At 69.8% G+C, this 26,488-nt stretch carries 20 protein-coding genes and 1 pseudogene; 7 read left to right on the forward strand and 14 right to left on the reverse strand.

Translation table 11 applies throughout. The annotated features are described in order from the left end of the window. Positions 1-33: 33 nt before the first annotated feature. From ACFYPJ_RS11010 to ACFYPJ_RS11030, 5 genes and pseudogenes are all read right to left on the reverse strand, one after another. Positions 34-2,289 carry a hypothetical protein gene (locus ACFYPJ_RS11010; protein ID WP_389013758.1) on the reverse strand — a complete coding sequence of 752 codons (2,256 nt, stop codon included), beginning with the start codon at positions 2,287-2,289 and terminating at the stop codon, positions 34-36. A gap of 212 nt (positions 2,290-2,501) precedes the next feature. After that, positions 2,502-2,876, reverse strand: coding sequence for a DUF6113 family protein (locus ACFYPJ_RS11015; RefSeq protein WP_389014038.1), 375 nt, complete (start codon positions 2,874-2,876; stop codon positions 2,502-2,504). 65 nt (positions 2,877-2,941) lie between these two features. Further along, on the reverse strand, positions 2,942-3,838 hold the full coding sequence (mshB, locus tag ACFYPJ_RS11020; RefSeq protein ID WP_389013761.1) for an N-acetyl-1-D-myo-inositol-2-amino-2-deoxy-alpha-D-glucopyranoside deacetylase: 897 nt from the start codon (positions 3,836-3,838) through the stop codon (positions 2,942-2,944). A 137-nt stretch (positions 3,839-3,975) separates the two neighbouring features. Continuing rightward, positions 3,976-4,551, reverse strand: a pseudogene (locus ACFYPJ_RS11025) (helix-turn-helix domain-containing protein); the annotation flags it as partial. A 688-nt stretch (positions 4,552-5,239) separates the two neighbouring features. Further along, positions 5,240-5,434, reverse strand: a complete 195-nt coding sequence (locus tag ACFYPJ_RS11030) for a hypothetical protein (RefSeq protein WP_389013764.1) — start codon at positions 5,432-5,434, stop codon at positions 5,240-5,242. Between the two features lie 200 nt (positions 5,435-5,634). Here ACFYPJ_RS11030 and ACFYPJ_RS11035 point away from each other — a divergent pair, with 200 nt between their 5' ends. Beyond that, positions 5,635-7,764 (forward strand): prolyl oligopeptidase family serine peptidase, encoded by a 2,130-nt coding sequence (locus tag ACFYPJ_RS11035; protein ID WP_389013767.1) that lies wholly within the window; start codon positions 5,635-5,637, stop codon positions 7,762-7,764. A 129-nt stretch (positions 7,765-7,893) separates the two neighbouring features. On the opposite strand, the gene ACFYPJ_RS11040 is transcribed toward ACFYPJ_RS11035, so the two are convergent. From ACFYPJ_RS11040 to ACFYPJ_RS11060, 5 genes are read right to left on the reverse strand one after another with little or no spacing between them, the layout of a single operon-like run. Beyond that, the gene (locus tag ACFYPJ_RS11040; RefSeq protein ID WP_389013770.1) at positions 7,894-8,946 is read right to left on the reverse strand and encodes an ABC transporter ATP-binding protein; all 1,053 of its coding nucleotides are present in this window, start codon (positions 8,944-8,946) and stop codon (positions 7,894-7,896) included. After that, entirely contained in the window at positions 8,939-9,913 is a 975-nt protein-coding gene (locus tag ACFYPJ_RS11045; protein WP_389013773.1) for an ABC transporter ATP-binding protein, read from the reverse strand. Before ACFYPJ_RS11045 ends, ACFYPJ_RS11040 begins: the two co-directional genes overlap by 8 nt. A gap of 6 nt (positions 9,914-9,919) precedes the next feature. Further along, positions 9,920-10,897, reverse strand: a complete 978-nt coding sequence (locus ACFYPJ_RS11050) for an ABC transporter permease (RefSeq protein WP_389013776.1) — start codon at positions 10,895-10,897, stop codon at positions 9,920-9,922. Beyond that, a complete protein-coding gene (locus ACFYPJ_RS11055) occupies positions 10,890-11,813 on the reverse strand; it encodes an ABC transporter permease (protein ID WP_389013779.1) in 924 nt (307 codons plus the stop codon). The genes ACFYPJ_RS11050 and ACFYPJ_RS11055 overlap by 8 nt, the downstream gene beginning before the upstream one ends. 6 nt (positions 11,814-11,819) lie before the next feature. Beyond that, positions 11,820-13,442, reverse strand: a complete 1,623-nt coding sequence (locus tag ACFYPJ_RS11060) for an ABC transporter substrate-binding protein (protein ID WP_389013782.1) — start codon at positions 13,440-13,442, stop codon at positions 11,820-11,822. Between the two features lie 475 nt (positions 13,443-13,917). Between ACFYPJ_RS11060 and ACFYPJ_RS11065 the strand changes: the two genes are divergently transcribed. The 6 genes from ACFYPJ_RS11065 to ACFYPJ_RS11090 all read left to right on the forward strand — a co-directional run bounded on the left by ACFYPJ_RS11065 (position 13,918) and on the right by ACFYPJ_RS11090 (position 21,148). Further along, a complete protein-coding gene (locus ACFYPJ_RS11065; protein WP_389013784.1) occupies positions 13,918-14,946 on the forward strand; it encodes an ABC transporter permease in 1,029 nt (342 codons plus the stop codon). A gap of 83 nt (positions 14,947-15,029) precedes the next feature. Next, complete coding sequence (locus ACFYPJ_RS11070; RefSeq protein ID WP_389013787.1) at positions 15,030-16,790, forward strand: ABC transporter substrate-binding protein; 1,761 nt, start codon at positions 15,030-15,032, stop codon at positions 16,788-16,790. Between the two features lie 98 nt (positions 16,791-16,888). Beyond that, positions 16,889-17,869, forward strand: coding sequence for an ABC transporter permease (locus ACFYPJ_RS11075; protein WP_389013790.1), 981 nt, complete (start codon positions 16,889-16,891; stop codon positions 17,867-17,869). A gap of 71 nt (positions 17,870-17,940) precedes the next feature. Continuing rightward, entirely contained in the window at positions 17,941-18,969 is a 1,029-nt protein-coding gene (locus ACFYPJ_RS11080; RefSeq protein WP_389013793.1) for an ABC transporter ATP-binding protein, read from the forward strand. A 26-nt stretch (positions 18,970-18,995) separates the two neighbouring features. Then, positions 18,996-20,045, forward strand: coding sequence for an ABC transporter ATP-binding protein (locus ACFYPJ_RS11085; protein ID WP_389013796.1), 1,050 nt, complete (start codon positions 18,996-18,998; stop codon positions 20,043-20,045). 344 nt (positions 20,046-20,389) lie between these two features. After that, positions 20,390-21,148, forward strand: coding sequence for a class I SAM-dependent methyltransferase (locus tag ACFYPJ_RS11090; RefSeq protein ID WP_389013799.1), 759 nt, complete (start codon positions 20,390-20,392; stop codon positions 21,146-21,148). 186 nt (positions 21,149-21,334) lie between these two features. Here ACFYPJ_RS11090 and ACFYPJ_RS11095 read toward each other — a convergent pair whose 3' ends face one another. From ACFYPJ_RS11095 to ACFYPJ_RS11110, 4 genes are all read right to left on the reverse strand, one after another. After that, complete coding sequence (locus ACFYPJ_RS11095; RefSeq protein WP_389013802.1) at positions 21,335-22,456, reverse strand: ABC transporter ATP-binding protein; 1,122 nt, start codon at positions 22,454-22,456, stop codon at positions 21,335-21,337. Positions 22,457-22,468: 12 nt separating this feature from the next. Then, positions 22,469-23,530 carry an ABC transporter ATP-binding protein gene (locus ACFYPJ_RS11100; protein ID WP_389013805.1) on the reverse strand — a complete coding sequence of 354 codons (1,062 nt, stop codon included), beginning with the start codon at positions 23,528-23,530 and terminating at the stop codon, positions 22,469-22,471. 15 nt (positions 23,531-23,545) lie between these two features. After that, a complete protein-coding gene (locus tag ACFYPJ_RS11105) occupies positions 23,546-24,523 on the reverse strand; it encodes an ABC transporter permease (protein ID WP_389013808.1) in 978 nt (325 codons plus the stop codon). A 103-nt stretch (positions 24,524-24,626) separates the two neighbouring features. Beyond that, positions 24,627-26,420: an ABC transporter substrate-binding protein gene (locus ACFYPJ_RS11110; RefSeq protein WP_389013811.1), complete on the reverse strand. Its 1,794-nt coding sequence runs from the start codon at positions 26,418-26,420 to the stop codon at positions 24,627-24,629. Between the last annotated feature and the right edge of the window lie 68 nt (positions 26,421-26,488).

A 26,488-nucleotide genomic window follows, 5' to 3' on the forward strand; every position in this document is an offset into this window, starting at 1 on the left:
GACCGATCATCGGGGTCCTGGCCGGTCAGGCGCCTACTTCGGGTCGGTGTCGATGACGGCGACCCGGTTGGTCTTGCTGGTCAGCGCGGTGCGCAGGGCGCCGTAGACGTCCTGCGGGGTGACGGGGGTCTTCGCGCCGTTGGCCCGGGTGATGAGCACGCCGTCGAAGGTCTGGCCGTAGAGGTCCTGCAAGGCGGTCAGGTCGGGCTTGTCGACCAGTTTGCCGTTGACGGCCGTGACCCGGAGGAACTTCCACAGGGAGTTCTGCGGGCTCAGCGGGACCGAGTGCGCCGCGTCCGTCTGCACGGTGACGGTCTGCGACATCGCGGGCTCGGCGAACTCCTTCATCTCCCGGTCGACCTCGGCTTTCGAGACCGCCGGCTGCTGGGCGGTGGTGGGCACGGTCACCGGGGACGCCGTGCCGGTCTCCACCAGCGTGCGGTACGCCTGCTCGACCGACTGGGCGGACTGGCCGGCGTCGATGCCCTTGCCGGGCTTGCCGTAGACGGCGACGGCCTTGCCGGACACGAACTTGATCGTGCCGTCGGCGACCGAGCCGGACGCGCCGCCGACCTCCTTCAGGGCGGCCTGGAGCTTTTCCTCGTCGACCGGCATGACCGGCTGGATCTCACGCTTCTGGCCGAACAGGGTGCCGATCACGGACACCGGGTTGTAGTCGCTCTGCGCGGCCGCGCTCACCGTGGCCTGGTAGTCGAACTGGAGGCCCGCGTTGCCCGGGTCGAGCGTGACGGTCCTGCCGTCCACCGACAGCTTCAGCGGTTTGCCGACCCGGCTGCCGAAGGTGTCGTCGAGCTTGTTGACGGCGTTGTCCCGGGTGCCGCCGCCGATGTCGACGCCGAGCACGGTGGTGCCCTTGGGCACGTCGGAGTGGTTCATCAGCAGTCCGGCGCCGTAGACACCGGCGCCGAGGACGACCACGACACCGCCGAGCAGCACCAGCTTGCTGCGGCCCTTCTTCTTCTTGGGCTGGGACCGCGGCACGTTCTGCGCGACCGGCTCGGGCAGCTTGGGGACCGTGTGCGGCACCGGTCCCTCGGCGGACCCGCCCGGCGCGAACGGGCTGCCCGGGCCCGGTTGGACGACCGGGATGCCGCTGGTGACGGTGTGTCCGGAGACGTTGTCGACGCCGGCGCCGTAGCCGGGCGCGGGCGGCTCCGGTACCTGCTTCTGCGGGGTGAGGATGGCGGTGTCGTCGCTCAGTCCGCCGCCGGGGCCGGGGTGCGCCCCGACACCGGCGCCGGGACGCACCCCGGGTCCGCCCGGTCCGGCGAGGGCACCGGGGGCCGCGGGGCCGCCGCCGTCCGGGCCGCCGAAGGGCCCGCCCGGCGCCAGGCCGTGGTCGCCCTGGTCGCTCGGGCCGCCGACGGCGGGCGGCACCAGCGGCCCGTCCCCGGTGACCGGTCCACTGGTCGGGCCGGCGGGTTGGCGGGGCCCGGTGAAACCTCCGGAGCCGCCGGGTCCGCCCTGGCCGTGCGGGCGGTCGGAGCCGTTGCGCTCGGCGCCGCCGGGCCCGTTCTCCACGAAGTACGGCAGGTCGTCGCGGCGCGGCTCGCCGGGACCGTCCTGGCCGGGCCGCGGGCCGCCGCCCAGCGGGACCGCGGCGAACGCCTCGGTCACGTCGAAGGAGCCGGTGCCGCCGCCGTGTCCGGGGGCGACGGGTCCGCCGGTGGCACCGGGCAGCCCGGCGCCCTTGCCTGCGCCGCCGCCCGGCCGGGTGGCGCCGGGCGCGCTCATCGCGCCGACGACTCCGCCGGGCCGGCCGCCGCCGCCCGGCCGGGGCGCACCGGGCGCCCCGGCCGCCGGGCCGGTGGCGGGCGTGCCGCCGGCCGCCGAACCGCCGGGCACCTGAGCCGCGTTGCCGCTGCCGCCGCCCGGACCGCCCTTGGCCGGGCCGGACTTGCGGGGGGCGAACCAGTCGCTGGTCTTCTCCTGGGCCGCGGGGGCGGGCTCGGCCGGGGCCTCGGCGGGGCTCGGGGGCGGCGGGGCGGAGGCCGGCTGCGGGTCGCCGTCGGTGCCGGGGCCGTCGGTCTCCGCGACGGGCGTACGCACGACGACCGGCGGGATGGGCCGCGACCCGGGGATGTTGATCCGGATCCGGGTCGTCAGCGTGGTCTCGGTCTTCCGTTCCTCCGGCTGCGTGGCCGAACGGCCCGCGTCCGGGCCGCCGTCGGCTGCCATGGGGGTCCCGTACGGCGGTGTGCCCGAGGGGTATGCGGCTCCGCCGTGCCCGTTGGGCCCGGAGGACGGAGTGTCAGTTTCACGACTCAAGGCAGGTTCTCCCGGTTGACTCCGCCGCCCATGACGACCTCTGCGTGGGGGTCCCCCCGGCTCGCGCGCAGACGAACGCTCGGGGGAGGCATGGCGGCGCGCACCACCATACTGGGCACGCCGAGCCCGCATCCCCTGACCGCTGGGGAAACCCCCACCGGACTCGCACGTGCGCCGCCCGGCGAAGTGGTACGTCACTTGCCAAGTCGGACTCAGCCGCCGCCGTGCGGCCGACCGGGGCCGAGGGTGGCACAGATCACAGCTACGACCATCCCGCCGAGCAGAAAGAGGTACGAGCCGACGCCCGCGCCGAAGAGGAAGTCGCCTTCCGGCCGGCTGGCGGTGAGCAGCATGACGGCGACGATCCAGCCCGCCACGGACGCGATCGCCCCGGCCCGCGAGGCGAGGGCACGGGCCGCGCCGAGGAACAGCCCGGCGGCACCGGCCAGCGCGAGCAGCAGCCCGCCCGGGAACCAGCCGCTCTGCACCAGGGCCCCGGCGAGTGCCACCAGGGCGCCGAGCACGAACAGCCCGGCGTAGGCCGCGATCCGCCGGGCGGAGGGGCGTTGCAGCGGCTGGGCCATCATCGGTCCGTGCTGCTGCGGCTGCCGGGGTTGCTTGGGCGGCTGGGGCTGCTGGGGTCCGGCTCCGCTCATGACGTCCCCTCCTCCGGGCCGACCCCGGCGAACAGGTCGGTCTCCGGTGCGGCGGGCCGCGGCCCGCGCACCAACTCGTAGTGCTCGGTGGTGAACAGCGGTTGCGCCAGATCGTTGGAGAGCGCGAACCAGGGCTCGGCGACGGTGATCTGGGTGGCGTGGGCGCGCATCGCAGCGGCCTTGGCGGCGGCGTGCGCGGCGCCGTCGACAGCGGTGGTGATCCGGTCGTCGTCCACCACGCCGGGCAGGTCGTCGACGTCGGCGCTCTCGGCGAAGGGCAGTCCGGGCAGTTCGTCCCGCAGCCGGGCGAAGGCGGACTCGGCGACGGAGCGCGGGACGCGGTTCCAGTAGACCTTGGGGACGCTCCAGCCGTTACCGGCGGCCAGTTCCACGGCGCGCATGGCGACCCGGTGGGCCTGGATGTGGTCCGGATGCCCGTATCCGCCGTTGTCGTCGTAGGTGACCAGGACCTGGGGACGCACCTCGCGGACGACCTCGGCGAGCAGCCCTGCGGCGGCGTCGAGGTCGGCCTGCCAGAAGCAGCCGGGGTCGTCGTTGTCGGGCAGTCCCATCATCCCGGAGTCGCCGTAGCGGCCGGCCCCGCCGAGCAGCCGTACGTCCTCGACGCCCAGCTCGCGCATGGCGGCCCGCAGCTCGGTCAGCCGGTGCGCGCCGAGGGCGGGCCCGGTCAGGTGCCGCAGCTGGGGCGGAATGACCTCGCCCCGCTCGCCCAGGGTGCAGGTGACCAGTGTCACCTGGGCGCCCTGGGCCGCGTACCGGGCCATGGTGGCGCCGTTGTTGATCGACTCGTCGTCCGGGTGGGCGTGCACCAGCAGCAGACGCCGGGCCGGGGGTTCTCCCGGCCGGAGACCGGAAGAGGACTGTTCCGTCATGCGCCCCACCCTACGAGGGCCGGACTCCTGCCCCTACCCGCCGCCGCCTCGTCGTCGTCGAGCACGTGGGCCACGGCGAACGGGATGCGCTCGATCCCCGGTCCCTGCGTGTCCCCCTTTCCTGTCCCCGCATGTCCCCTCTTTCCTGTTGCCGCATGTCCCGTGGCCGCCTGGAGGAGGGCCGGTGCGGGATACCCGGGGCACGGCACGGCGGGAAGGGGTCTACGGGGCGCTTTCGGTTTCGGCGTCGTCGTCGCCGCGGGGCGCTCGGCGGGCGGGTGGGGGGCGTGCCCGGTCTCGCGTTGCCCGGTCTCGCGTTGCCCGGTGCCGGGCTGGTTGCAGGAGACGGTGCGGGTGACGATGCGGCCCCCGGGGACGCGTTCGCGTGCACGGCGCAGATAGCCGTGGGCCTCCAGTTCGCGCAGGGCGGCGGCGATACGGGTCGCGCCCTCGGGGAAGCGGCAGGCGAGGGTCTTGATGTCGATGCGGGCGCCCTTGGGCAGCGACTGGATGTGGCAGGCCAGTCCGATCGCGAGCAGGGACAGGTCGGGGTGTTGGGTGAGGTGGTTGCCGATCACCGTGAACCGGGTGGTGTGGCGGGTGTTGTCGTGCGTCAGGCCGCCGGTGCGCGAAGCGGCTTGCCGGTTCGGGTGACTGTTCCCGGCAACCCGGGACTGGGCGCGCGGGGGCGCGCTAGGGTTCTGGGTATCCATCGGGAAGGTCCTTGCTTCCTCGGCGGTCAGGCCCTCGCACTGGGAAGCCACTCCCGGCGGGGGCCGTCGCATGTCTGCGGTTGTGTTGCGCCGAGCGCAGGACAGTCAACGGGCCTAAAATCCAGTTGAGTTGGCGAGGTTCACTCGCCCGGGTGAGCGTGTGCGGCGGGCGGGAGGGGTGGGGCTTGGCCGGGTTCTTTCTCGCCGTGCTGGTCCTTGGGAGAAGGCGCCCCTTCCGCCGGAGCAAGGGCGCCCGGGTTCCGGCGGGAGGCGGGCCTCGGCCCCGGCCCGGAGCGGCGGATTCCTGATCGCCCTCGCCCCGGGTGGGGACGCACACCTACGGTGAACGGCGAAGAGTGCGGGACGGCGCAGGGGGACGGCGAGACCGTCCGGCTCAGTAGCGGGGCGTCCGGCTGAGGCACGAGACGACCCGGCTCAAGAACAGGACGTCCGGCTCAAGAGCGGGGCGGCCGGCTCAGGGACGAGAGGGCCACCACTCCGCGCGCCGTCCGCGTCCGCGACTCCGGGTACGCCGAAGCCGGCCCCGCCGCCGGCTCTCGCCGGGAGCCTGGGCCGGCTTCCTTGTGTACGCGTCCGGAGGCTGAAGGCTGAACCAGCCCCGGCGCACCGTGCGAACGCGGCCGGGCTCCGGGCGCGCTGCGCCGTCGGAGCCCACCCACGCGGCGGATCAGAACTTGATGCCGCCGATCATGCTGGCGACGTTCGTCGTCAGTTCGCTGATCGTGGGCGCGATGGTGGAGGAGGCGAGGTAGAAGCCGAGCAGCATGCAGATGGCGGCATGGCCGCCCTTCAGTCCTGACTTCTTGATCAGCAGGAAGACGATGATCGCCAGCAGCACCACCGCCGAAATCGAGAGTGCCACGGCGGCTCACCTCCAAAGATCCCAGGGACACGGGGGGTCGGACTATGCGGTATGTGGATCAGTTGTCGTGCGGAACAGCAAATCCATACGCAAGCCAGCAGGTTCATACCCACTCAGCGGTAGTGATCATAACTTTCCGTACTCGCGCATCGGTCGGCGCACGGCCGCACAAGGGGGCGCATGGCCAATATGGTCAAGGCATGACGACCGACCCAGAATCCTTCCCCCGCCGACAGGCCCGGACCCAGCGGTTCACCCTCGGCGCCCCGCGCGCGTTCACCGTGGCGCCCGACGGATCCCGCGTCGCGTTCCTGCGCTCGAATTCCGGTACGGAACGGGCGAACTCGCTGTGGGTGCTCGACCCGGCGGACGGCCAAGAGCGCCTCGCGGCCGACCCGTACGCCCTGCTCGGCGGCGCTGCCGAGCATCTCTCGCCCGAGGAGCGGGCCCGCCGTGAGCGCAGCCGCGAGGGCGGGGCCGGCATCGTCGGCTACGCCACCGACGCGGCCGTGGAGTTGGCTTCTTTCGCGTTGTCAGGGCGGCTTTTCACGGCGGAACTGCGGGCCGGCACGGCGCGCGAACTCCCGGTTCCCGGGCCGGTGATCGACCCGCGCCCCGCGCCCGACGGACGGCATGTCGCGTATGCCGCGCAAGGCGCCCTGCGGGTGGTGGACGCGGCAGGCGAGCACGACCGGGCGCTGGCGGAGCCGGAGTCGGAAGGGGTCGCCTACGGACTTGCCGAGTTCATCGCGGCCGAGGAGATGGGGCGGGCGCGGGGCTTCTGGTGGGCTCCGGAGTCGGACCGGCTGCTCGTGGCGCGGGCCGACGACACGCCGGTGCAGCGCTGGTGGATCGCCGACCCCGCCCGGCCGGAGCGTGAGCCACACCACGTCGCCTACCCGGCTGCGGGCACCGCGAACGCGGACGTACAGCTGTTCGTGATCGGTCTGGACGGGGCCCGCACGGAGGTCGTCTGGGATCGCGCGCGCTATCCGTATCTGGCGCGTGTGCACTGGTCAGAGGCGGGTGCGCCGCTGCTTCTCGTACAGGCGCGCAACCAGCGCAGCCAGCTGTTCCTGGCCGTCGACCCGGACTCGGGGACGACCCGGATGGTGCACGCCGATGAAGATCCAACTTGGCTTGATCTCTTCCCCGGGGTGCCGTGCTGGAGCCCGTCGGGACAGCTCGTGCGGATCGCGGACGAGGGCGGCGCCCGGGTCCTCGCGGTGGGCGAACGCCCGCTGACCGGGGCGCAGTTGCACATTCGTGCGGTGCTCGACGTGAGCGCCGAGGACGTGCTGGTCGCGGCCTCCGCCGGGGCGGAGGCGGATCCCGCTCGCCAGTCCGCCGAGATCGGCGAGGTGCATGTCTACCGGGTGAACGAGCTGGGCGTGGAGCGCCTGTCGCGGGAGCCCGGGGTGCACACGGCGGTGCGCTCCGGAGGTGTGCTGGTACTGGTCTCGGCGACGCTCGACCGGCCGGGCGCGCGGTACCAGGTACTGCGTGACGGAAAACCGACGGTGACTGTCCTGTCATATGCCGAAGACCCTGGTTTGTCCCCGCGCGTGACGTTGACAGAGGGGGGCGCACGCCAAATTCCGTGCGCCGTGCTTATGCCACGGGACTACCACTCCGACACTCCCCTGCCCGTGCTCCTCGACCCCTACGGCGGCCCGCACGGACCCCGGGTGGTCGCCGCGCACAACGCCCATCTGACCTCGCAGTGGTTCGCCGACCAGGGTTTCGCGGTGGTCGTCGCCGACGGCCGCGGCACCCCCGGCCGCTCGCCGGCCTGGGAGAAGGCGGTGCACCACGACTTCACCGTCACCCTCGACGACCAGATCGAGGCGCTCCAGGATCTTGCCAGGACCCTTCCGCTGGACCTGAGCCGGGTGGCGATCCGCGGCTGGTCCTACGGCGGCTACCTGGCCGCCCTCGCCGTGCTGCGCCGCCCGGACGTCTTCCACGCGGGCGTCGCGGGCGCCCCGGTCACCGACTTCCGGCTGTACGACACCCACTACACCGAGCGCTACCTCGGCGACCCGGCCGAGGAGCCCGAGGCGTACGCCCACAGCTCCCTCGTCACCGACGACGGTCTGTCGGCCCCGGCCGACCCGCACCGTCCGCTGATGATCGTGCACGGACTGGCCGACGACAACGTGGTGGTCGCGCACTCGCTCCGGCTGTCCTCCGCGCTGCTCGCCGCGGGCCGCCCGCACGAGGTGCTGCCGCTGTCCGGCGTCACGCACATGACGCCGCAGGAACAGGTCGCCGAGAATCTGCTGCTGCTCCAGGTGGACTTCCTCAAGCGCTCCCTGGACCTGGCATAACGGGGCGAACACCGACAGAACGCTTTAACACTCAGGCAACTTCACGGAAGCGGTACCGATATACGGTCCCGGGAAGCTGAACAGCGTACGGCCGTGCGGGTGCCGTGAAACGGGCCGGGGTGCGCCATGTCACCCCGGCCCGTTGCCGTGCCCCTCCTCCACCGGCACCACCTGCTTCTCCTCGGCGAAGAGACAGGCCGAGGCGTGGGCCGCCGGCGAGGACGCGCCGCGGTATGCGTCCGGGACGGCGAGCGGCGGCACCTCCAGGGCGCACCGCTCCCGCGCCTTCCAGCATCGGGTGCGGAACCGGCAGCCGGAGGGGATGTCCGTCGGGGACGGCACGTCGCCCGTCAGCATGATCCGCTCGCGGTGCTCCCGGGCCGCCGGATCGGGCACCGGCACCGCGGAGAGCAGCGCCTGGGTGTAAGGGTGCGTCGGATGGTCGTAGATCTCGGTGTCGCTGCCCGTCTCCACGATCCGCCCGAGGTACATCACCCCGACCCGGTCCGAGATGTGCCGCACGATCGACAGGTCGTGCGCGATGAAGACATAGGAGAGGCCGAACTCCTTCTGGAGCCGCGCCAGCAGATTGATCACCTGTGCCTGGACCGACACGTCCAGCGCCGACACCGGCTCGTCCGCGACGATGACCTCGGGGCGCAGCGCCAGTGCCCGCGCGATGCCGATGCGCTGCCGCTGCCCCCCGGAGAACTGGTGCGGGTAGCGGACCGCGTACTCCGGATCGAGGCCGACCACGTCCAGCAGTTCCCGCACCCGGCCGCGCCGCTCGCCCTTGGGGACGGCCTCCGGATGGATCTCGAACGGCTCCCCGACGATGTCGCCCACCGTCATCCGCGGGTTGAGGGAGGTGTACGGGTCCTGGAAGACCATCTGGATGTTGCGCCGTACCGCCTTCAGGGCCCGGCCGGTCAGCCGGGTGATGTCCTCGCCCTTGAACCGGATCGAGCCGGCCGTCGGCTGTTCCAGGCTGCACAGCAGCCGGGCGAGCGTCGACTTGCCGCAGCCCGACTCGCCGACCAGGCCCAGGGTTTCGCCCCTGGCCAGCGCGAAGTCGACGCCGTCGACCGCCTTCACCGCGCCGATCTGCTTCCTGAAGAGGATGCCGCGGGTGAGCGGGTAGTGCTTGACGAGGCCGCTGACCTCCAGGATCGGCTCAGCCATGCAGGCACTCCCGCCAGAAGTGGCAGGCGCTCGTCCGGTCCTGGCCCGCGCTGTACGGCGGCGGCTCGTCCGTCCGGCACACGTCCCGCGCCAGCGGACAGCGCGGGTGGAAGGCGCAGCCGGACGGGAGGTGCATGAGGTTCGGCGGCTGGCCCTTGATCGCGTAGAGTTCCCGGCCCTTCTGGCCGAGGCGCGGGACGGAGTCCAGCAGTCCCCGGGTGTAGGGGTGCGCGGGCGCCTTGTAGATGTCGTGCACCGGGGCCGATTCGACGATCCGGCCCGCGTACATCACGGCGATCGTGTCGGCGACGTCCGCGACCACGCCCAGATCGTGGGTGATCAGGACGAGCCCCGTGGCGGACGCGCGCTGCAACTCGGCGAGCAGGTCCATCACCTGGGCCTGGACGGTCACGTCGAGGGCGGTGGTGGGTTCGTCGGCGATCACCAGGGCCGGTTCCAGCGCCAGCGCCATGGCGATCATGATGCGCTGGCGCATGCCGCCGGAGAACTGGTGCGGATAGTCGCGTACGCGCTGCGCGGCGCCCGGGATGCGCACCCGGTCCATCAGCTCGACCGCCCGCACCCGGGCGTCCTTCTTCGACAGGCCGCGGTGCACCACGAACATCTCGCCGAGCTGGTCGCCCACGCTGAGCACCGGGTTCAGGGCGGACAGCGCGTCCTGGAAGATCATGGCGAGTTCGGCGCCGCGGATCCTCCGCCGCTCCTCCTCCTTCAGTTTCAGCAGGTCCCGGCCCCGGAAGAGGATCTCGCCGCCGGTGATCCGCGCGGGCGGCACGTCCAGGATGCCCAGGACGGCCTGCGCGGTCACCGACTTGCCGGAGCCGGACTCGCCGAGCACGGCGAGGGTCCGGCCCGCGTCCACCTGGTACGAGACGCCGTCCACGGCCCGGGCGACGCCGTCCCGCATCCGGAACTCCACGTGCAGATCACGCACTTCGAGCAGCACGCCGGCTCACCTCAGCCTCGGGTCGAGGGCGTCGCGCACCGCGTCGCCGAGCATGATGAACGCGAGCACGGTCAGCGCCAGGGCTCCGGCGGGCCACAGCAGCACGTGCGGGGCGTTGCGGATGAACGGGGAGGCGGCGGAGATGTCGATCCCCCAGGAGACGCTGGGCGGTCTGAGACCGACGCCGAGGTACGACAGGGTCGCCTCCAGTGCGATGTAGGTGCCGAGCGCGATGGTCGCCACCACGATCACCGGCGCGACGGCGTTGGGTGCGATGTGCCGCAGCAGGATGCGGGCGGGCGAGGCGCCGAGCACGCGGGCGGCCTGCACGTAGTCGTTCTGCCGGGCGGTGATCACCGCGCCGCGCGCGATGCGGGCGATCTGCGGCCAGCCCAGCAGCACCATGAATCCGACGACCGGCCAGACCGTGTTGCCGGGCACCACGGACAGCAGCACCAGACCGCCGAGCACGACCGGGATCGCGAAGAACACGTCGGTGACCCGGGACAGGACGGAGTCCCACACGCCGCCGAAGAACCCGGCGAGCCCGCCGAGGACCGAGCCGAGGACGGCCACCCCGAGGGTGGCGCAGACGCCGACCGTGACGGAGGCGCGGGCGCCGTACACGGTCCGCGTGTAGACGTCGCAGCCCTGCCCGTCGAAGCCGAAGGGATGGCCGGGCCGGGAACCCTCCTGGGCCATGACGAGGTCGCACTTGAGGGGGTTGCCCGAGGTGATCAGCGCGGGCCACAGGGAGATCGCCACGAGGAAGAGGATGACCAGGCCACAGGCGAGGAAGACGGGGTTGCGGCGCAGGTCGCGCCAGGCGTCGGACCACAGGCTGCGCGGTCTGCCCCGGGGGCCGGTGCCCGCGGGCCCGCCGGGCGCGCGCTCCAGCGTGGCCGCCTCGCCCGTCGCGAGGTCCATCGCGGCGCCCATGCCCGCCGGGGAGACGGCACCCTCGGAGTCGTACTGCTCAGGCATAGCGGATCCTCGGATCGAGTACGGCGTACAGCAGGTCGACCAGCAGGTTGGCGATCAGGAAGATCAGTACGAGGACGGTGACGAAGCCGACGACGGTCTGCGTGTTCTGCCGCAGGATGCCCTGGTAGAGCTGGTAGCCGACGCCGTGGATGTTGAAGATCCGCTCGGTGACGATCGCGCCGCCCATCAGGGCGCCGATGTCGGCCCCGATGAACGTGACGACGGGGATGAGGGAGTTGCGCAGCAGGTGCCGGGTGATGATCCGGCGCCGGGGCAGGCCCTTGGCGACGGCGGTGCGGACGTAGTCGCAGCGCCGGTTCTCCGCGAGGGAGGTGCGGGTCAGCCGGGTGACGTAGGCGAGCGAGACGGAGGCCAGGACGAGGCCGGGCACGATCAGTTCGCCGACGGCGGCCCCGGGCGACACCGACGGTCTGATCCAGCCCCACTCGACGCCGAGCAGCAGTTGCAGCAGCAGGCCGGTGACGAAGGTCGGTACGGAGATGACGACCAGGGTGGCCAGCAGCACGCCGGTGTCGACGGGCCGCCCGCGGCGCAGTCCGGTCACCACGCCCAGTGCGATGCCGATGACGACCTCGAAGAGGACGGCGACGACGGTCAGCCGGACGGTGACGGGGAACGCCGTGGCCATCAGCTCGGTGACCGGCCGGCCGTCGAACGCCGTGCCGAAGTCGCCGGTGAAGACGTTCCCCATGTACGTCAGGTACTGCCGCCACACCGGTCGGTCGAGTCCGAACTCCCTTCTGAGCTGGGCGGCGGTCGCCGGATCGCACTGCCGCTCGCCGCACAGCCCCGCGATCGGGTCGCCCATCACGTTCACCATCAGGAAGATCAGCAGCGTGGCCCCGGCGAACACCGGGATCATCTGGACCAGCCGCCGGACGACGTAGCGCCCCATGGCGGCTCAGCCGACCTTGATCTGGTCGTAGACGGGGACGCTGAACGGATTGAGCGTCACCTGCGACAGCCGCGGCGAGTAGCCCGCGCTGCCGTTCTGGTACCAGAGCGGAATGGCGGCCATGTGGTCCCGGACCACCCGCTCGGCCTGCTGGAAGCCGGCGATGGCCGCGGCGGTGCCGGTCTCGGCGTTGGCCCGGTCGACGAGCCGGTCGAAGTCCGCGTCGGACCACTTGCCGTCGTTGGCGGAGGCGTCGGTGTAGTAGAGCGGCTGGAGGAAGTTCTGGATGAGCGGGTAGTCCATCTGCCAGCCCGCCCGGAACGGTCCGGTCATCCGGTGCCGGGCGAGCTGGTTGCGGAAGTCGGCGAAGGTGCCCACCGGGTTGCCGACGCAGGCCCGGTCGTCGCCGAGCGCGTTGTTGATGGAGTTGCACACGGCGTCCACCCAGTCCCGGTGCGAACCGGTGTCCGCGTTGTAGGTGATCGTGACCTGTCCGCCGGGGATCCCGCCGCCCTCCTTGATCAGTCTCCTGGCCTCGGCGGGGTCGTGGTCGCAGGCCCTGCCGCACAGCCCGGCCTGGAAGCCGCCGGCGGCGCCGAGGACCGGTGACGTCCAGTCGGTGGCCGGGGTGCGGGTGCCGCGGAAGATCGTGTGGGTGATCTGCCCGCGGTCGATCGCCATGGACAGTCCGGTGCGCACCTTCTGGGCGCCCGGCGTGTTCCAGTCCTTGTCGTAGTAGGGGAAGGCGAGGGTCTGGATGATGCCGGCCGGGGTGTTGATGTAGCGGTCGCCGAGGTCGCTGCGGACGTTCCTGAGCTGGGCGGCCGGGATGTCGTCGACCAGGTCGAGGTTGCCGGCCAGCAGATCCGTGTAGGCGGTGTTGCCGTCGGTGTAGACCTTGAGGTCCACGCCGGCGTTGCGGGCCTTGTCCGCGCCGGGGTAGCGGTCCCACTTCCGCAGGGACATCTGGAAGCCCCGGGTGTAGGAGTCGATGGTGTACGGCCCGTTTCCGACGGGTTTTCGCAGCCAGGCCGCGTGGTCGGTGAAGAACGCCCGCGGCAGCGGCGCGTAGGCCGTGTAGCCGAGGGTGTCCGGGAAGCTGGAGAACGTCTGGTTCAGCCGGACCGTGAAGGTGCGGTCGTCGACGGCCGTGAGTCCGACGAGGGTGTCGGCGTGCTGGGCGCCGCCGGCGGGGTGGACCTGGTCGTAGCCGTCGATGTAGCGGAAGAAGTAGGCGTTGCGCTGGTTGTTGCGCAGGCTCGCGCCGTAGTTCCAGGCGTCGACGAAGGACTGCGCGGTCACCTTCTCGCCGTTGGAGAAGGTCCAGCCGTCCTTGAGCGTGATCCGGAAGTTCCGTGAGTCCGGGGTGTCGATCCGCCGCGCCAGCATGTCGGTGGCCCGGCCGGTCGTCGAGTCGTACTTCTTCAGGCCGCGGAAGATCATGTCGAGGACCTTGCCGCCCTGGACCTCGTTGGTGTTCGCCGGCTCCAGCGGGTTCTGCGGGTCGCCCCAGGAGGCGCTGAGCACTCCGGGCGGGGACGCGCCGTCGGCACCGCCGCCGCAGGCGGTCGCGGCGAGCGCCACCGCCACCGCGCCGGTGGCCCATTTCGCCCGCGTGGCTGAGCGCATGGCGTGCCTCCTCCGTGAGCACCCGATCCCGTACCGGTCCATATCAGACCAAATCACATGAATTACTGGCATTCCGCACAGGAGAGGGACTTTCGGGAGCCCAGGTCATCCGGATGCGCGAGGCGCCGGAGCGCGTCGCCGAGACCGCCCGCGGAGGACGCAACAGATCTTCACGCTCCGATACCGAACCGTTGGAATTGCGTCTCGCCGGTGTACGGATTTCGACACAACGGCGTCCGCATATCGAACTCGTTGCCTGATTCACCCGATTAGTCCGTTGTGAAACACGGATTGATTACGGCGCGCTACCCGCGTAGCTAAAGAATGGTCAAGTCCAAGCAAATAACGTAAAGAGAAAGCCAAGGCGTGTGGGATTTTATTGACCTTGCGCGAATTGCGTTGAAAAAGTCCGGCGTAGCCCGTAGGGGAGCGTGCCCTGCGGAGTCATCAGAACCTCCCCTGGGCCAGGAGCACCATGACCCCCCCAACTACATCTTCGGCTGTCCCGCTAGAGGTGACCGACGAGACCGCCGAACAGCCGGCCTCGCCCGGCACCCCTCGGGGCGCCGAGAGCCGATCTCCGGGACAGCTGGCCTGGAGACGCTTCAAGCGTGACCGCGCGGGCGTTATATCGGCTTGTATCGTGATCTTCTTCTTCGTGATCGCGATAGCGGCACCGGTCATCTCGAAGCTGTACGGGAAGAACCCGTACACGACCTACGCCAGCCAGGACCCGAACCTGCTCAATGCCTTCTCCTACCCCGCAGGGCCCAACGGTGGCATCAGCTCGTCGTTCTGGTTCGGCATCGAGCCCCAGCTCGGCCGGGACGTCTTCACGTTCCTGATCTACGGCATCCGCACCTCGCTGGGCATCGCCATCGCCACCGCCCTGCTCACCATGGTGGTCGGCGTCATCGTCGGCATCACCGCGGGTTATCTGGGCGGCAAGACCGACTACCTGGTCGGACGGATCATCGACATCCTCCTGTCGTTCCCGTCGACGCTGTTCTTCATCGCGTTCATGCCGGTCGTCTACGGCCTCTTCGTCGCTCCCGACGACAACATCCCGACCTGGCTGCGCGTGGTCGCGCTGATCGTGGTCCTCTCCGCCTTCGGCTGGGCCACCATCGCCCGTCTGCTGCGCGGACAGGTGCTCGCCATGCGCGAGCGGGAGTTCGTGGAAGCGGCCAAGATCACGGGCGCGTCGCCGATGCGCATCGTGTTCAAGGAACTGCTGCCCAACCTGTGGACGCCGATCATCATCCAGGCGACGCTGCTGGTCCCGACCCTGGTGACCACGGAGGCGGGCCTCGCCTTCCTCGGCGTCGGCATCATCGACCCCACTCCGGACTGGGGCGTGATGATCCAGCGTGGCGCCCAGTTCTACACCGAGGACTTCACCTACCTGCTCTTCCCGGGCCTGTCCATGGTGATCTTCGTCGTCGCCTTCAACCTGTTCGGCGACTCGGTACGCGACGCGCTCGACCCGAAGTCCAAGCGGTAGCGCCACCCCCAACGCCCCCGGCCCGGCCCAATGAAGTCCCGGCTGCCGTCCATCCAGATCTGATCCGTATAGGCAGGCTCAGCATGTCCTTTTCCCGCAGAAACTTCATGATCGCCACCGGTGTGGTCGCGGCGTCCACCACCGTGCTGAGCGCCTGTGGCAACGGCGATTCCGGAAGCGGGGGGTCGAACGACGTCCCGTCGGTCGCCAAGGCCAAGACCCAGAACATCCCGGTCGGCACCAAGGCCGACTCCGTCGGCCCGGCGCCGGAGGTCACGGGCGCGGTCAAGGGCGGGATGGTCTACGGGCTCGACCAGTTCGACATGGACCACCTGGACCCGGCCCAGATCTACGTCCAGACCGAGAGCGCCATCACCGTGCCGATCATGCGCGCGCTCACCGGCTACAAGATCGACGAGAAGGGCGGCTGCACGCTCGTCGGCGACGTCGCGACCGACCCCGGCACGATGAAGAACGGCGGCAAGACCTGGTCGTTCACCATCAAGGACGGCATCAAGTGGGAGGACGGTTCCGACCTCTCCATGGACGACGTCCGCCACACCTTCGAGCGGCTGTTCGCCGACTTCATCACCGAGGGTCCGCGCTACGTGCAGCAGTGGCTGGTCGGCGGCGACAAGTACAAGGGCCCCTACGACGGCAAGAGCCTCGCCTCGGTCGAGGTCTCCGGCAAGACCGTCACCTTCCACCTCAACGAGGCCCGCGCCGACTTCAACTACACGCTGGCCATGCGCGGCTACTCCCTGGTGCCGAAGAAGCAGGACAGCAAGGAGAAGTACGACAAGCAGCCGTTCTCCTGCGGCCCGTACCGGATCGAGAGCCGCAGCATCGGCAAGTCGATGACCTTCGTGCGCAACACGCACTGGGACGCGAAGACCGACCCGATCCGCAACGCCTACCCGGACAAGTTCCTCTTCCAGTTCGGGTTCCAGAACATCGCCTCCACCGACCGGTACATCGCCGACAAGGGCAATGACCAGTACGCGATGTCGATCTTCAACGAGGTCGCGCCCGAGCGCACCGCGCAGGTCCTCACCAACGCGACCCTGAAGAAGCGCGTCCTCACCCAGGTCGACCCGGTCACCTACTACTGGCCGATCAACATGACCCGGATCAAGGACGTCAAGGTTCGCCAGGCCATCAACTTCGCCTGGCCGCACCAGCAGCTGCAGACCATCCGCGGCGGCCGGGCCACCTCCGAGATCGCCAGCACGATCTTCAGCCCGGTCACCCCCGGCTACGCGAACTTCGACCTCTACGAGGCGGACACGAAGCCCGCCGGCGACCCGGCCAAGGCCAAGGCGCTGCTGAAGGAGGCCGGCAAGGTCGGCCAGAAGCTGGTCATCGCCTACCAGCAGTCCGACAACTCGGTGAAGCAGGCCGTCGCGATCAAGAACGCGCTGGAGGCGGCCGGCTTCCAGGTCGTCAACCAGCAGATCGACAAGTCGACCTTCTACACCCAGGTCGGCAAGATCGACAACGGCTTCGACCTGATGGCGGCCGGCTGGAGCCCGGACTGGCCGAACGGCTACTCGGTCTTCTACCCCTGCTGGAGCGGCAAGAACGTCGGCAACGGCCGCAGCAACTACGCCCAGCTGAACGACCCGAGCGTGAACAAGGCGATCGACGCCGCTGCCAAGATCAGCGACGCCACGGCCGCCAACAAGGCGTGGGGCGCCGTCGACCGGCAGATCATGGAACTGGCCGCGACGGTTCCCGACTACCACGCCATCCGCAACTGGATGCACGGATCGAAGATCGGCAACGTCATCTACGACGCCGGCAACACCTGCATCGCCCTCTGCAAGCTCTACGTGGCGAAGTAAGCGAGCACCCTCCCCGGGGGCGGCCGGCTGTCCGGCCGCCCCCTCCGGCCCACCCCCCTAGCCCCGGCGACGGCGCCCCGTCCGGAAAGTCACGCCCCATGTTCCGCTTCCTCGTCCGCCGCGTATTCGGCGCGCTGGTCATCCTGTTGATCATCAGCGCCGTCACGTTCTGGCTTTTCTACGCCGTTCCGCGTGACCCCGCCCAAATGTCCTGCGGCAAGAACTGCACGCCCGACATGCTCCGGCAGATCCAGCACAACCTGGGCATCGACCACCCGATTCCGGTGCAGTACTGGGACTGGCTCAAGGGCATCTTCGTCGGACGTGACTATGCGGGCTTCGGCCACTGCGACGCGCCCTGCCTCGGCTACTCGTTCGCCAACCGCGAGCCCGTGCTCGGCACGATCATGGACCGGCTGCCGCTGACCCTGTCGCTCGCCTTCGGCTCCGCCGTCGTCTTCCTGATCCTCGGCATCGGCGCGGGCATGCTGGCCGCCGTCAAGCAGGGCAAGTGGCAGGACAAGGCGGCCAGCTCGGCGTCGCTGATCGCCTCCTCGCTGCAGATCTACTTCGTCGGCTACATCGCGATGTACTTCCTCGTCGCGAAGCTCGGCTGGCTGAACAACCCGTCGTACACCCCCCTCACCCAGAACCCGGCCTCCTGGGCCGCCGGCCTGCTGCTCCCCTGGCTGGTGCTGGCCCTGATCTGGACCGCCAACTACACCCGTATGACCCGGTCCCAGCTGGTCGAGACACTCACCGAGGACTACGTCCGCACGGCCCGTGCGAAGGGACTGTCCCGGCGCAGCGTCTTCTTCCGGTTCGCCTGGCGCGGCGCGATGGGTCCGATCGTCACCATCTTCGGCATCGACATGGCCACCCTCATCGGCGGCGCGATCATCACCGAGAACACCTTCAGCCTCCAGGGCGTCGGCCGGCTCGCGGTGGACTCCGTGGACAAGAGCGACCTGCCCATGCTGCTCGGCGTGACCGTGCTGGCGGCCGGGGCGATCGTGTTCTTCAACATCATCGTCGACGCCGTCTACGCCTTCATCGACCCGCGGATCCGGCTCGCCTGACCTCCGCACCGGTCCCGTCCCTCTCACCGCCCACCCGGCGACCCCCGCATCACCCCCCAGGAGCGTCCCCCGTGACGAGCACCGATCAGCAGCCGTTCCTCTCCGTCAAGGACCTGAAGGTCCACTTCTCCACCGAGGACGGCATCGTCAAGGCCGTCGACGGGCTCAGCTTCGACCTCGCCAAGGGCCGGACGCTCGGCATCGTCGGCGAATCCGGTTCGGGCAAGTCGGTCACCAACCTGACCATCCTCGGCCTGCACAACCGCGAACACACCACGATCAACGGCGAGATCCTGCTCGACGGCAAGGAACTCCTGACCGCCCGCGAACGGGAGCTGGAGCGGCTGCGCGGCAACAAGATGTCCATGATCTTCCAGGACGCCCTTGCCTCGCTGTCGCCGTTCCACACCGTCGGCACCCAGATCGGTGAGGTGTACAGCAAGCACACCGGCGCCTCCAAGAAGGAGGCCCGGGCGCGCGCCGTCGAGATGCTGCGCCGGGTCGGTATCCCGCAGCCGGACGTGCGGGTGGACGACTACCCGCACCAGTTCTCCGGCGGTATGCGCCAGCGCGCGATGATCGCCATGGCGCTGGTCTGCGACCCCGAGCTGCTGATCGCCGACGAGCCGACGACGGCCCTGGACGTGACCGTGCAGGCGCAGATCATGGACCTGCTCAAGGACCTCCAGCAGGAGTTCGGCACCGCGATCATCTTCATCACCCACGACCTCGGTGTCATCGCCGACATAGCGGACGACGTCCTGGTGATGTACGGCGGCCGGTGCGTGGAGCGGGGCTCGAAGCGCGAGGTGCTGGGCGCCCCGCAGCACCCGTACACCCTCGGTCTGCTCAGCTCCATGCCGAGCCTCGACGGCGCGGTCGACGTGCCGCTCACGCCGATCCCCGGCTCGCCGCCCTCGCTGCTGAACCCGCCCACCGGCTGCCGGTTCCACCCGCGCTGCGCCTTCGCGGACAAGGTCGCCGGCGGACGGTGCTCCAGCGAGCGACCGCTGCTCGAACTGGTCGACGGCCGGGGCTCGGCCTGCCACCTCACCTTGGAGCAGCGCGCCGACCTCTTCGCCGGATCCCGGCACCACTGACGGACACGAGACGGGACTTCACGATCATGAGCAATACCAGCCCCCTCCTGAACGTCACCGGGCTGACCAAGCACTTCCCGGTCAAGGGTGGTTTCCCGATCCGCCGCACGGTCGGGCACGTCCAGGCCGTCGACGGTCTCGACTTCCAGGTCGCCGAGGGCGAGAGCCTGGGCCTGGTCGGCGAGTCCGGCTGCGGCAAGTCGACCACCGGCCGCCTGATCACCCGGCTGCTGGAACCGACCGCCGGCACGATCTCGTACCGCGGCCAGGACATCACCCACGCCAGCCGCAGGCAGTTGGCACCCGTACGCTCCGAAATCCAGATGATCTTCCAGGACCCGTACGCGTCCCTGAACCCCCGTCAGACGGTCGGAAAGATCATCTCCGGTCCGATGGAGATCAACGGGATCAACCCGCCCGGCGGCCGGGAGAAGCGCGTCCGGGAACTCCTGGAGATCGTCGGTCTCAACCCGGAGCACTTCAACCGCTTCCCGCACGAGTTCTCCGGCGGCCAGCGCCAGCGCATCGGCGTCGCCCGCGCGCTCGCCCTGGAACCGAAGCTGATCGTCGCGGACGAGCCGGTTTCCGCCCTGGACGTCTCCATCCAGGCCCAGGTCGTCAACCTGCTCCAGAAGGTGCAGCAGGAACTCGGCATCGCCTTCCTGTTCATCGCCCACGACCTGGCGATCGTGCGGCACTTCTCGCAGCGCGTCGCCGTCATGTACCTCGGCAAGATCGTGGAGATCGCCGAGCGCGCCGATCTGTACGACAACCCGCGCCACCCCTACACCCGGGCCCTGCTGTCCGCCGTCCCCGAGGCCACGGTGGACGACGGGACGCCGGCCCGCGAGCGCATCCGCCTGGTCGGCGACGTACCGTCCCCGATCAACCCGCCCTCCGGCTGCCGCTTCCGCACCCGCTGCTGGAAGGCGACGGAGAAGTGCGCCACCGAAGCCCCGCCGCTGCTCCACGTCGAGGGCAACCGGCCCGGGCACCTGACCGCGTGCCACTACCCCGAGTCGCCCGCGGCGGTTCCGGGTCCGCGCCACGCCAAGAACCCCCGGGAAGCGGCCTGACACACCCCTTTTCGTCAGCCGTCTCCCGCGGAACGGACATTCACCGGCCCATTGACCCGAGCCCATGAGGTCCGCTTCCAGGGGACGAAGGCCCGCGCCTCCCCGGCGCGGGCCTTCGCCGTTGGGGGCGGTTTCCTTGCATGGTTCGGTACGGCTTGGTATGGTTCGGCACTTCTGATGGCGACTTGACATGGCTTGGTACGATTTGAGGTTGCTAGGTGCGGCTTCGGTGCAGGTCGCAGCTCGGTGAAGGTAGTGGTTCGGTGCAGTTCGTGGTTCAGCAATGAACAAAATGAGGGTGGTTCCTCTGGGAGCCGTTCAGCCAGGTGTGGCACACTGCGCCGGTGGTCGATCATTCGTTCGCCGATCTCTCACTCGCCGCGCTGTACGACGGGCTCAACCCGTGGGGGCCCGGGGACGACTTCTACCTGGACCTGGTGATGGCCGCGGGCTCCGTGCTCGACGTCGGCTGCGGGACCGGGCGGCTGCTGCGCCGGGCCCGCGGACGCGGGCACCGGGGCCGGCTGCTGGGGCTCGACCCCGCCGCCGCGATGCTGGTGCAGGCACGGCGTGCCGCCCCTGACGGGGAATGGGTGCTCGGCGATCTGCGGTCCCGGCTGTGGGGCGGCGAGTTCGACCTCGTCGTGATGACCGGGTACACCTTCGAGACGCTCGTCGGGGACGAGGAACTGCGGGCCGGCCTGCGGGCCGTCCGGGCTGCGCTCGCCGAGGGCGGGCGGTTCGTGTTCGAGACGCGGGATCCCGCTGCGCGTGCGTGGGAGACCTGGGGCCCGGACCGGGTGCGGGAGACCACCGGGCCCGACGGCAGGGCCGTACGGGTGTGGCGCGAGGTACGCGAGGTGCGGGGCGGTCCCGCCGGAGACCGGGTGACCTTCACGGAGACCTTCGAGGGCGTGAGCGGTGACGGGGCCCGGGTGGGCCGGGCCGCGTTGCGGTTCCTCGACAAGGAACGGCTGGCCGGGTTCCTCGCCGAGGCGGGGCTTCAGGTGGTGGAACAGTACGGGGACTGGGAGCGGGGGCCGGTGGTCTCCGGTGGCCCGGAGATGATCACGGTCTCCACCGGTTCGCTGCGCTCGGCCTGACCGGGTGGCTTTCGGGTGCGGGTGCGCTGTGGCTGGTCGCGCCGTTCCCCGCGCCCCTTTCAGGAGCGTTGCGCTCGGCCCGGAACATACGTTTGCCGCTCCGCTGCAGGGGCCCTAACGAGGGCCGCTCCCCTCGCCCTTTCAGGGCTCGGGGAGCTTGCCGGTTTCTGGTCGGGTGTCGGTGCGCTACGCGGGGTCCTGGTCTTCCAGGGCCGCCAGGGCCGGGTCCAGGACGATGTCCTCCTCGCGGGCCTCGATCGTCGGGTCCTCCGGGAAGTGGCAGGCCGTCAGGTGGCCGGCCTGGTTGCCGGAGATCTGGAGCAGGGGCGGCTCCTCGGTGGCGCACTTCTCCGTCGCCTTCCAGCAGCGGGTGCGGAAGCGGCAGCCGGAGGGCGGGTTGATCGGGGACGGTACGTCGCCGGCCAGCCGGATCCGCTCGCGCCCGTCGGTCTCGGTGTCCGTGAGGTTCACCTCGGGGACGGCCGAGAGGAGGGCGTGGGTGTAGGGGTGGCGGGGGCGGGAGTAGATGTCGTCACGGTCACCGACTTCGATGATCTTGCCGAGGTACATGACGGCGACGCGCTGCGAGAAGTGCCGCACGATCGCCAGGTCGTGGGCGATGAACAGGAAGGCGATGCCGAGTTCCTGCTGCACCTGCCGCAGCAGGTTGACGACCTGGGCCTGGATGGAGACGTCCAGGGCGGAAACCGGCTCGTCCGCGACGATCAGCTTCGGTTCCAGGGCGAGCGCGCGGGCGACGCCGATGCGCTGGCGCTGGCCGCCGGAGAACTCGTGCGGGAAGCGGTTGAAGTGCTCCGGGTTGAGACCGACGATCTCCAGGAGTTCCCGGACGCGCTTCTCCCGGCCGCCGGGCGGGTTGATCCCGTTGATCTCCATCGGACCGGAGATGATCGTGCCGACCGTCTGCCTCGGGTTGAGCGAGGAGTACGGGTCCTGGAAGATCATCTGGATCTCGGAGCGGACCGGGGCGAGTTGCCTGCGGCTGGCGTGGGAGATGTCCTGGCCGCGGTACGAGATCGTGCCGGCGGTCGGTTCCAGCAGCCGGGTGATCAGGCGGCCGGTGGTCGACTTGCCGCAGCCGGACTCGCCGACCAGGCCCAGGCTCTCGCCCTCGGCGACCTGGAAGTCGAGACCGTCGACGGCCTGGACGTGCCCGACCGTGCGGCGGATCGGGAAACCCCCCTTGACCGGGAAGTACTTCTTCAGTCCCGTCACGGTCAGCAGCGGCTCCCCCGCCGAGGCCGCGACGCCCTCGCGAGGGGTGGGAAGGACGAGGTCCTCTGTCATGACGATGTCCTCCTAGCCCAGACGGGGCTTGATCTCTTCGATGAAGATGGTCCGCTTCTGCTCCGCCGTCAGATGGCAGGCGGCGGCACGGTCCGGTGCCAGCAGCGGGTTCTCGTCGACGCAGCGGGTGCCGCCGACCCGGTCCTGGAAGGTGCAGCGCGGGTGGAACCGGCAGCCGGACGGCGGGTTCAGCAGCGACGGCGGCGAGCCGGGGATCGGCGTGAGCGGCGTGTCGATGTCCGAGTCCAGGCGCGGCATCGAGTTCAGCAGGCCCCAGGTGTACGGGTGCTGCGGCGCGCGCAGCACGTCGTCGACGGTGCCGCGCTCCACCGCCCGGCCCGCGTACATCACCATGATGTCGTCGGCCATGTCGGCGATGACACCGAGGTCGTGGGTGATGAAGACGATCGCGGAACCGAACTCCTGCTGGAGGTTCTTGAGCAGGTCGAGGATCTGCGCCTGGACCGTCACGTCGAGCGCGGTGGTCGGCTCGTCGGCGATGAGCAGGTCGGGGTCGCAGACCAGCGCCATCGCGATCATCGCACGCTGGCGCATACCGCCGGAGAACTGGTGCGGGTAGTCCTTCGCCCGCTCCTTGGGGTTGGGGATGCCGACCTTGGCCAGCATCTCCACCGCACGCTCCCACGCGGCCTTCTTCGAGGCGCCGGTGTGCTTCCTGAACGGCTCGGCGATCTGCCGGCCCACGCTGTAGAACGGCGACAGCGCGGTCAGCGGATCCTGGAAGATCATCGCCATCCGGTTGCCGCGGAGCTTCTCCAGCTCCCGCTGCGAGGCGGTGATCAGCTCCTTGCCGTCCAGCAGGATCTCGCCGTCGATGGTGGTGGTCAGCGGGTTGTGCAGGCCGAGGATGGTCAGGTTGGTGACCGACTTGCCCGAGCCGGACTCACCGACGATGCCCAGGGTCCGACCGCGCTGGACATCGAAGGAGAGGCCGTCGACCGCCTTCACGGGACCGTCCTCGGTGGAGAACGTCACCTGCAGATCGCGGACCGAGAGGAAGGTCTCCTCCGATGCCGGGACCGGTGCGCCCTCGGTCTTGGTCAGTGTGCTCACGGTGGTGGGTTCTTCCTAGGAGAGCCGGACGCGCGGGTCGATGAAGGCGTAGGCGACGTCGGTGAAGATGTTGATCATCAGGATGAAGAAGGCACCGAACAGCATGACGCCCATCGTCAACGGCAGGTCCTTGGTGGTCGCGCCCTCCACCGCGAGCTGGCCGATGCCCTGGAGCGAGAAGGTCAGTTCGGTGACCACGGCGCCGCCGAGCATGGCGCTGACATCGATGCCGAGGACCGTCACGATCGGGATCATCGAACCGCGCCAGGCGTAGCGGAAGAAGACGTACTTGTTCGACATGCCCTTGGCCCGCGCGGTGCGGACATGGTCCTCGGAGAGCTGCTCGATCATCGAGGAGCGGGCCATACGGGTGTACTGCGCGGTGAAGATGGTCGCCATCACGCACACCGGGATGGACATGCCGACGAACCAGCCGACCGGATCCTGGGTGATCGGGACGTACTTGGGGTCTTCCATCCAGCCCGTGCTGTAGACGAGGACGGTCAGGACGATCGGGCCGAGGAAGTAGATCTGGAAGGAACTGAGCACCATGGAGGCGCCCGTGGCGATCTTGTCCACCAGGGTGGCCCGCCGGTAGGCGGCGAGCATGCCGGCCCCCACACCGACGATGAGGAAGACGATCGCTCCGCCGACGGTCAGCGTCAGGGTCAGCGGGAACCGGTCCATGATGGTGCTCCACACCATGTCGCCCGAGTAGAACGACACGCCCAGGCAGGGCGCCGAACAGTGGCCGGTGGGGTAGTCGCGGCCCGTGACGATGCCGGACATGAAGTCCCAGAACTGCTGGGCCAGCGGCAGATTGAGGCCCAGTGCGTCCCGGATGTCCGCCAGCCGCTGGGGCGAGCAGTCCTTGCCGCAGGCCAGGGACGCGTAGTCGGAGGGCGCGGCGACGAACAGGAAGAACGTGGCCGCTCCGATGAGGAACAGCGTGACGACGGCACCGACCGCGCGCCGGAGGATGAACTGAAGCATGGCGGGCTGACTGCTCTCTGCGGTGACAGTGGGAAGAGGTCTTTGACCCCGGGGCGGGGGCCCGCTCCGCCTGGTGCGGGCCCCCGCGACCGACCGGGGAGCGTTACGACTTCAGGTACAGGCGGTTGATGTCGAGGAGGCTCGACACCGAGCCGTACCGCGTACCGCCGACGTTGGAGCCGGACAGCTGGAACTGCTTCGTGTACCACAGCGGAGCCGCCGGGATGACGTTCTCCAGCAGGTAGTGCTGGGCTTCCTTCCAGGTCGCCGCCGCCACGGTGGGCTCCTGGGTCAGCGCCTTCTTGATGAGGGCGTCGACCTTCGGGTCCTTGACGTGCGAGTAGTTCGGGCTGCCGTCGGTGACCTGGGTGCCGTCGAAGATCGGCGTGACGACCGTGCCGGGGGACGGCCAGTCCTGGCCCCACCCGGAGATGTACATGTCGTACGGGTTGTTGAGCTTGCCGATCTGCTCGTAGTAGCTGGCGGAGTCGACCTCCTTGGAGACGATCTTCAGGCCGACCTTGGTCAGGGCGTCCTCGATGGCCACCTTGCGCTTCTGACCGGCCTCGCTGTTGGCGTAGGCGAAGACGAGGGTCTTCTCCGAGGCCGGGACGTCCTTGAGGATCTCCTGGGCCTTGGCGATGTTGCCCTGCGGGGTCTTCAGTCGGCCGAAGGGGTCGTAGGCCGGCTCGTAGCCCGGCAGCGTCGGGGCGAAGTAGTTCGGGGCCACGTCACCGCCGTAGGCACCGCCCTCGCCCGCGATGAGGGACTTGGAGTTGACGGCGTAGGTGACGGCCTCGCGGACCTTCTTGTCCTTGACCCGGTCCAGGTTGAAGCTGAGCTGCATGACGAAGGGCTGGTAGCCCTTGACCGTGCGCTTGCTGACCTCGGGGTTGCCGATGACGTCCTGGATCTGGGTCGACTCGACGCCGTTGGTGAGCTGGATGGCGTTCTTGTTGTCGCCCTGGTCGGCGATCAGACGCTTGGTCTGGGTCGACTCGGTGACACCGAACTGGATGTTGAAGGCGTCCGCGTACTGGTGGCGCACGGAGTCCGTCTTCGGGTCCCAGTTGGTGTTCTTCACCAGCTTCATGGCCTTGCCGATCTTGTTCTCGGCAATCTTGTACGGGCCCGTGGAGACCGGGGCCTTGTCGTACCTCTCCCTGGTGTCGTCCTTCTCCGGCACGATCCCGTAACCGGCCATGGCCAGCGTCTGCGGCAGGTCGGGGCGCGCGGTGCCGAAGTGGAAGACGACCGTCTTGTCGTCCGGGGTGTCCAGGACGGAGGCCGGCAGGTGCTTGGAGCCGAAGCCGCCGTCGGGCAGCGCCTTGCGGTAGTCCGGGCCGCTCAGCCAGCTCTGGAGGTAGGTCGGGCCGTCGAAGATGAACTTCGCGTAGGTGCGCTCGACGGAGTGCCGGACGTCGGCCGAGGTGATCGGGTTGCCCTTCTCGTCCTTGATGCCGTCCTTCAGGGTGAAGGTCCAGGTCTTGCCGCCGTCCGTGGACTTGCCGGAGTCGGTGGCGAGGTCGCCGACGACCGAGACGTTGCCCTTGTCGTCCTCCTGGAACTGGGTCAGCCGACGGAACAGCAGGTTGGCGACCTGACCGGCGTCGTTGACGTAGATCTGACCCGGGTCCAGGTGGGAGAGTCCCGCCTCCTGGTAGACGGTGATGGTGCCGCCGCTCTTGGCGCCGGGCACCTCCTCGGCGGGACCGGTCGAGGCGGCCGAGTCGGCGTAGGTGACCGCCTTCGACTGGACCGAAGCCTCCTTCTGGTCCTTCTTGGAGTCCGTGCCGGACTTGCCGCCCTCGTTCTTGGAGCAGGCCGTCAGAACGAGGGAGCCCGCCGCCAGGGCGACCACGACGGCGCGTGCCGTGCGTGAGCTGTGAGACATCATGTGGCTAATCCACCTACCTGTCGGTTGTTATCCATGAGTACTGCCAGGCGCTGGCCGGCGGGCCGAGC

Source organism: Streptomyces sp. NPDC006012 (assembly GCF_042871185.1).
In the GTDB taxonomy this organism is placed as follows: domain Bacteria; phylum Actinomycetota; class Actinomycetes; order Streptomycetales; family Streptomycetaceae; genus Streptomyces.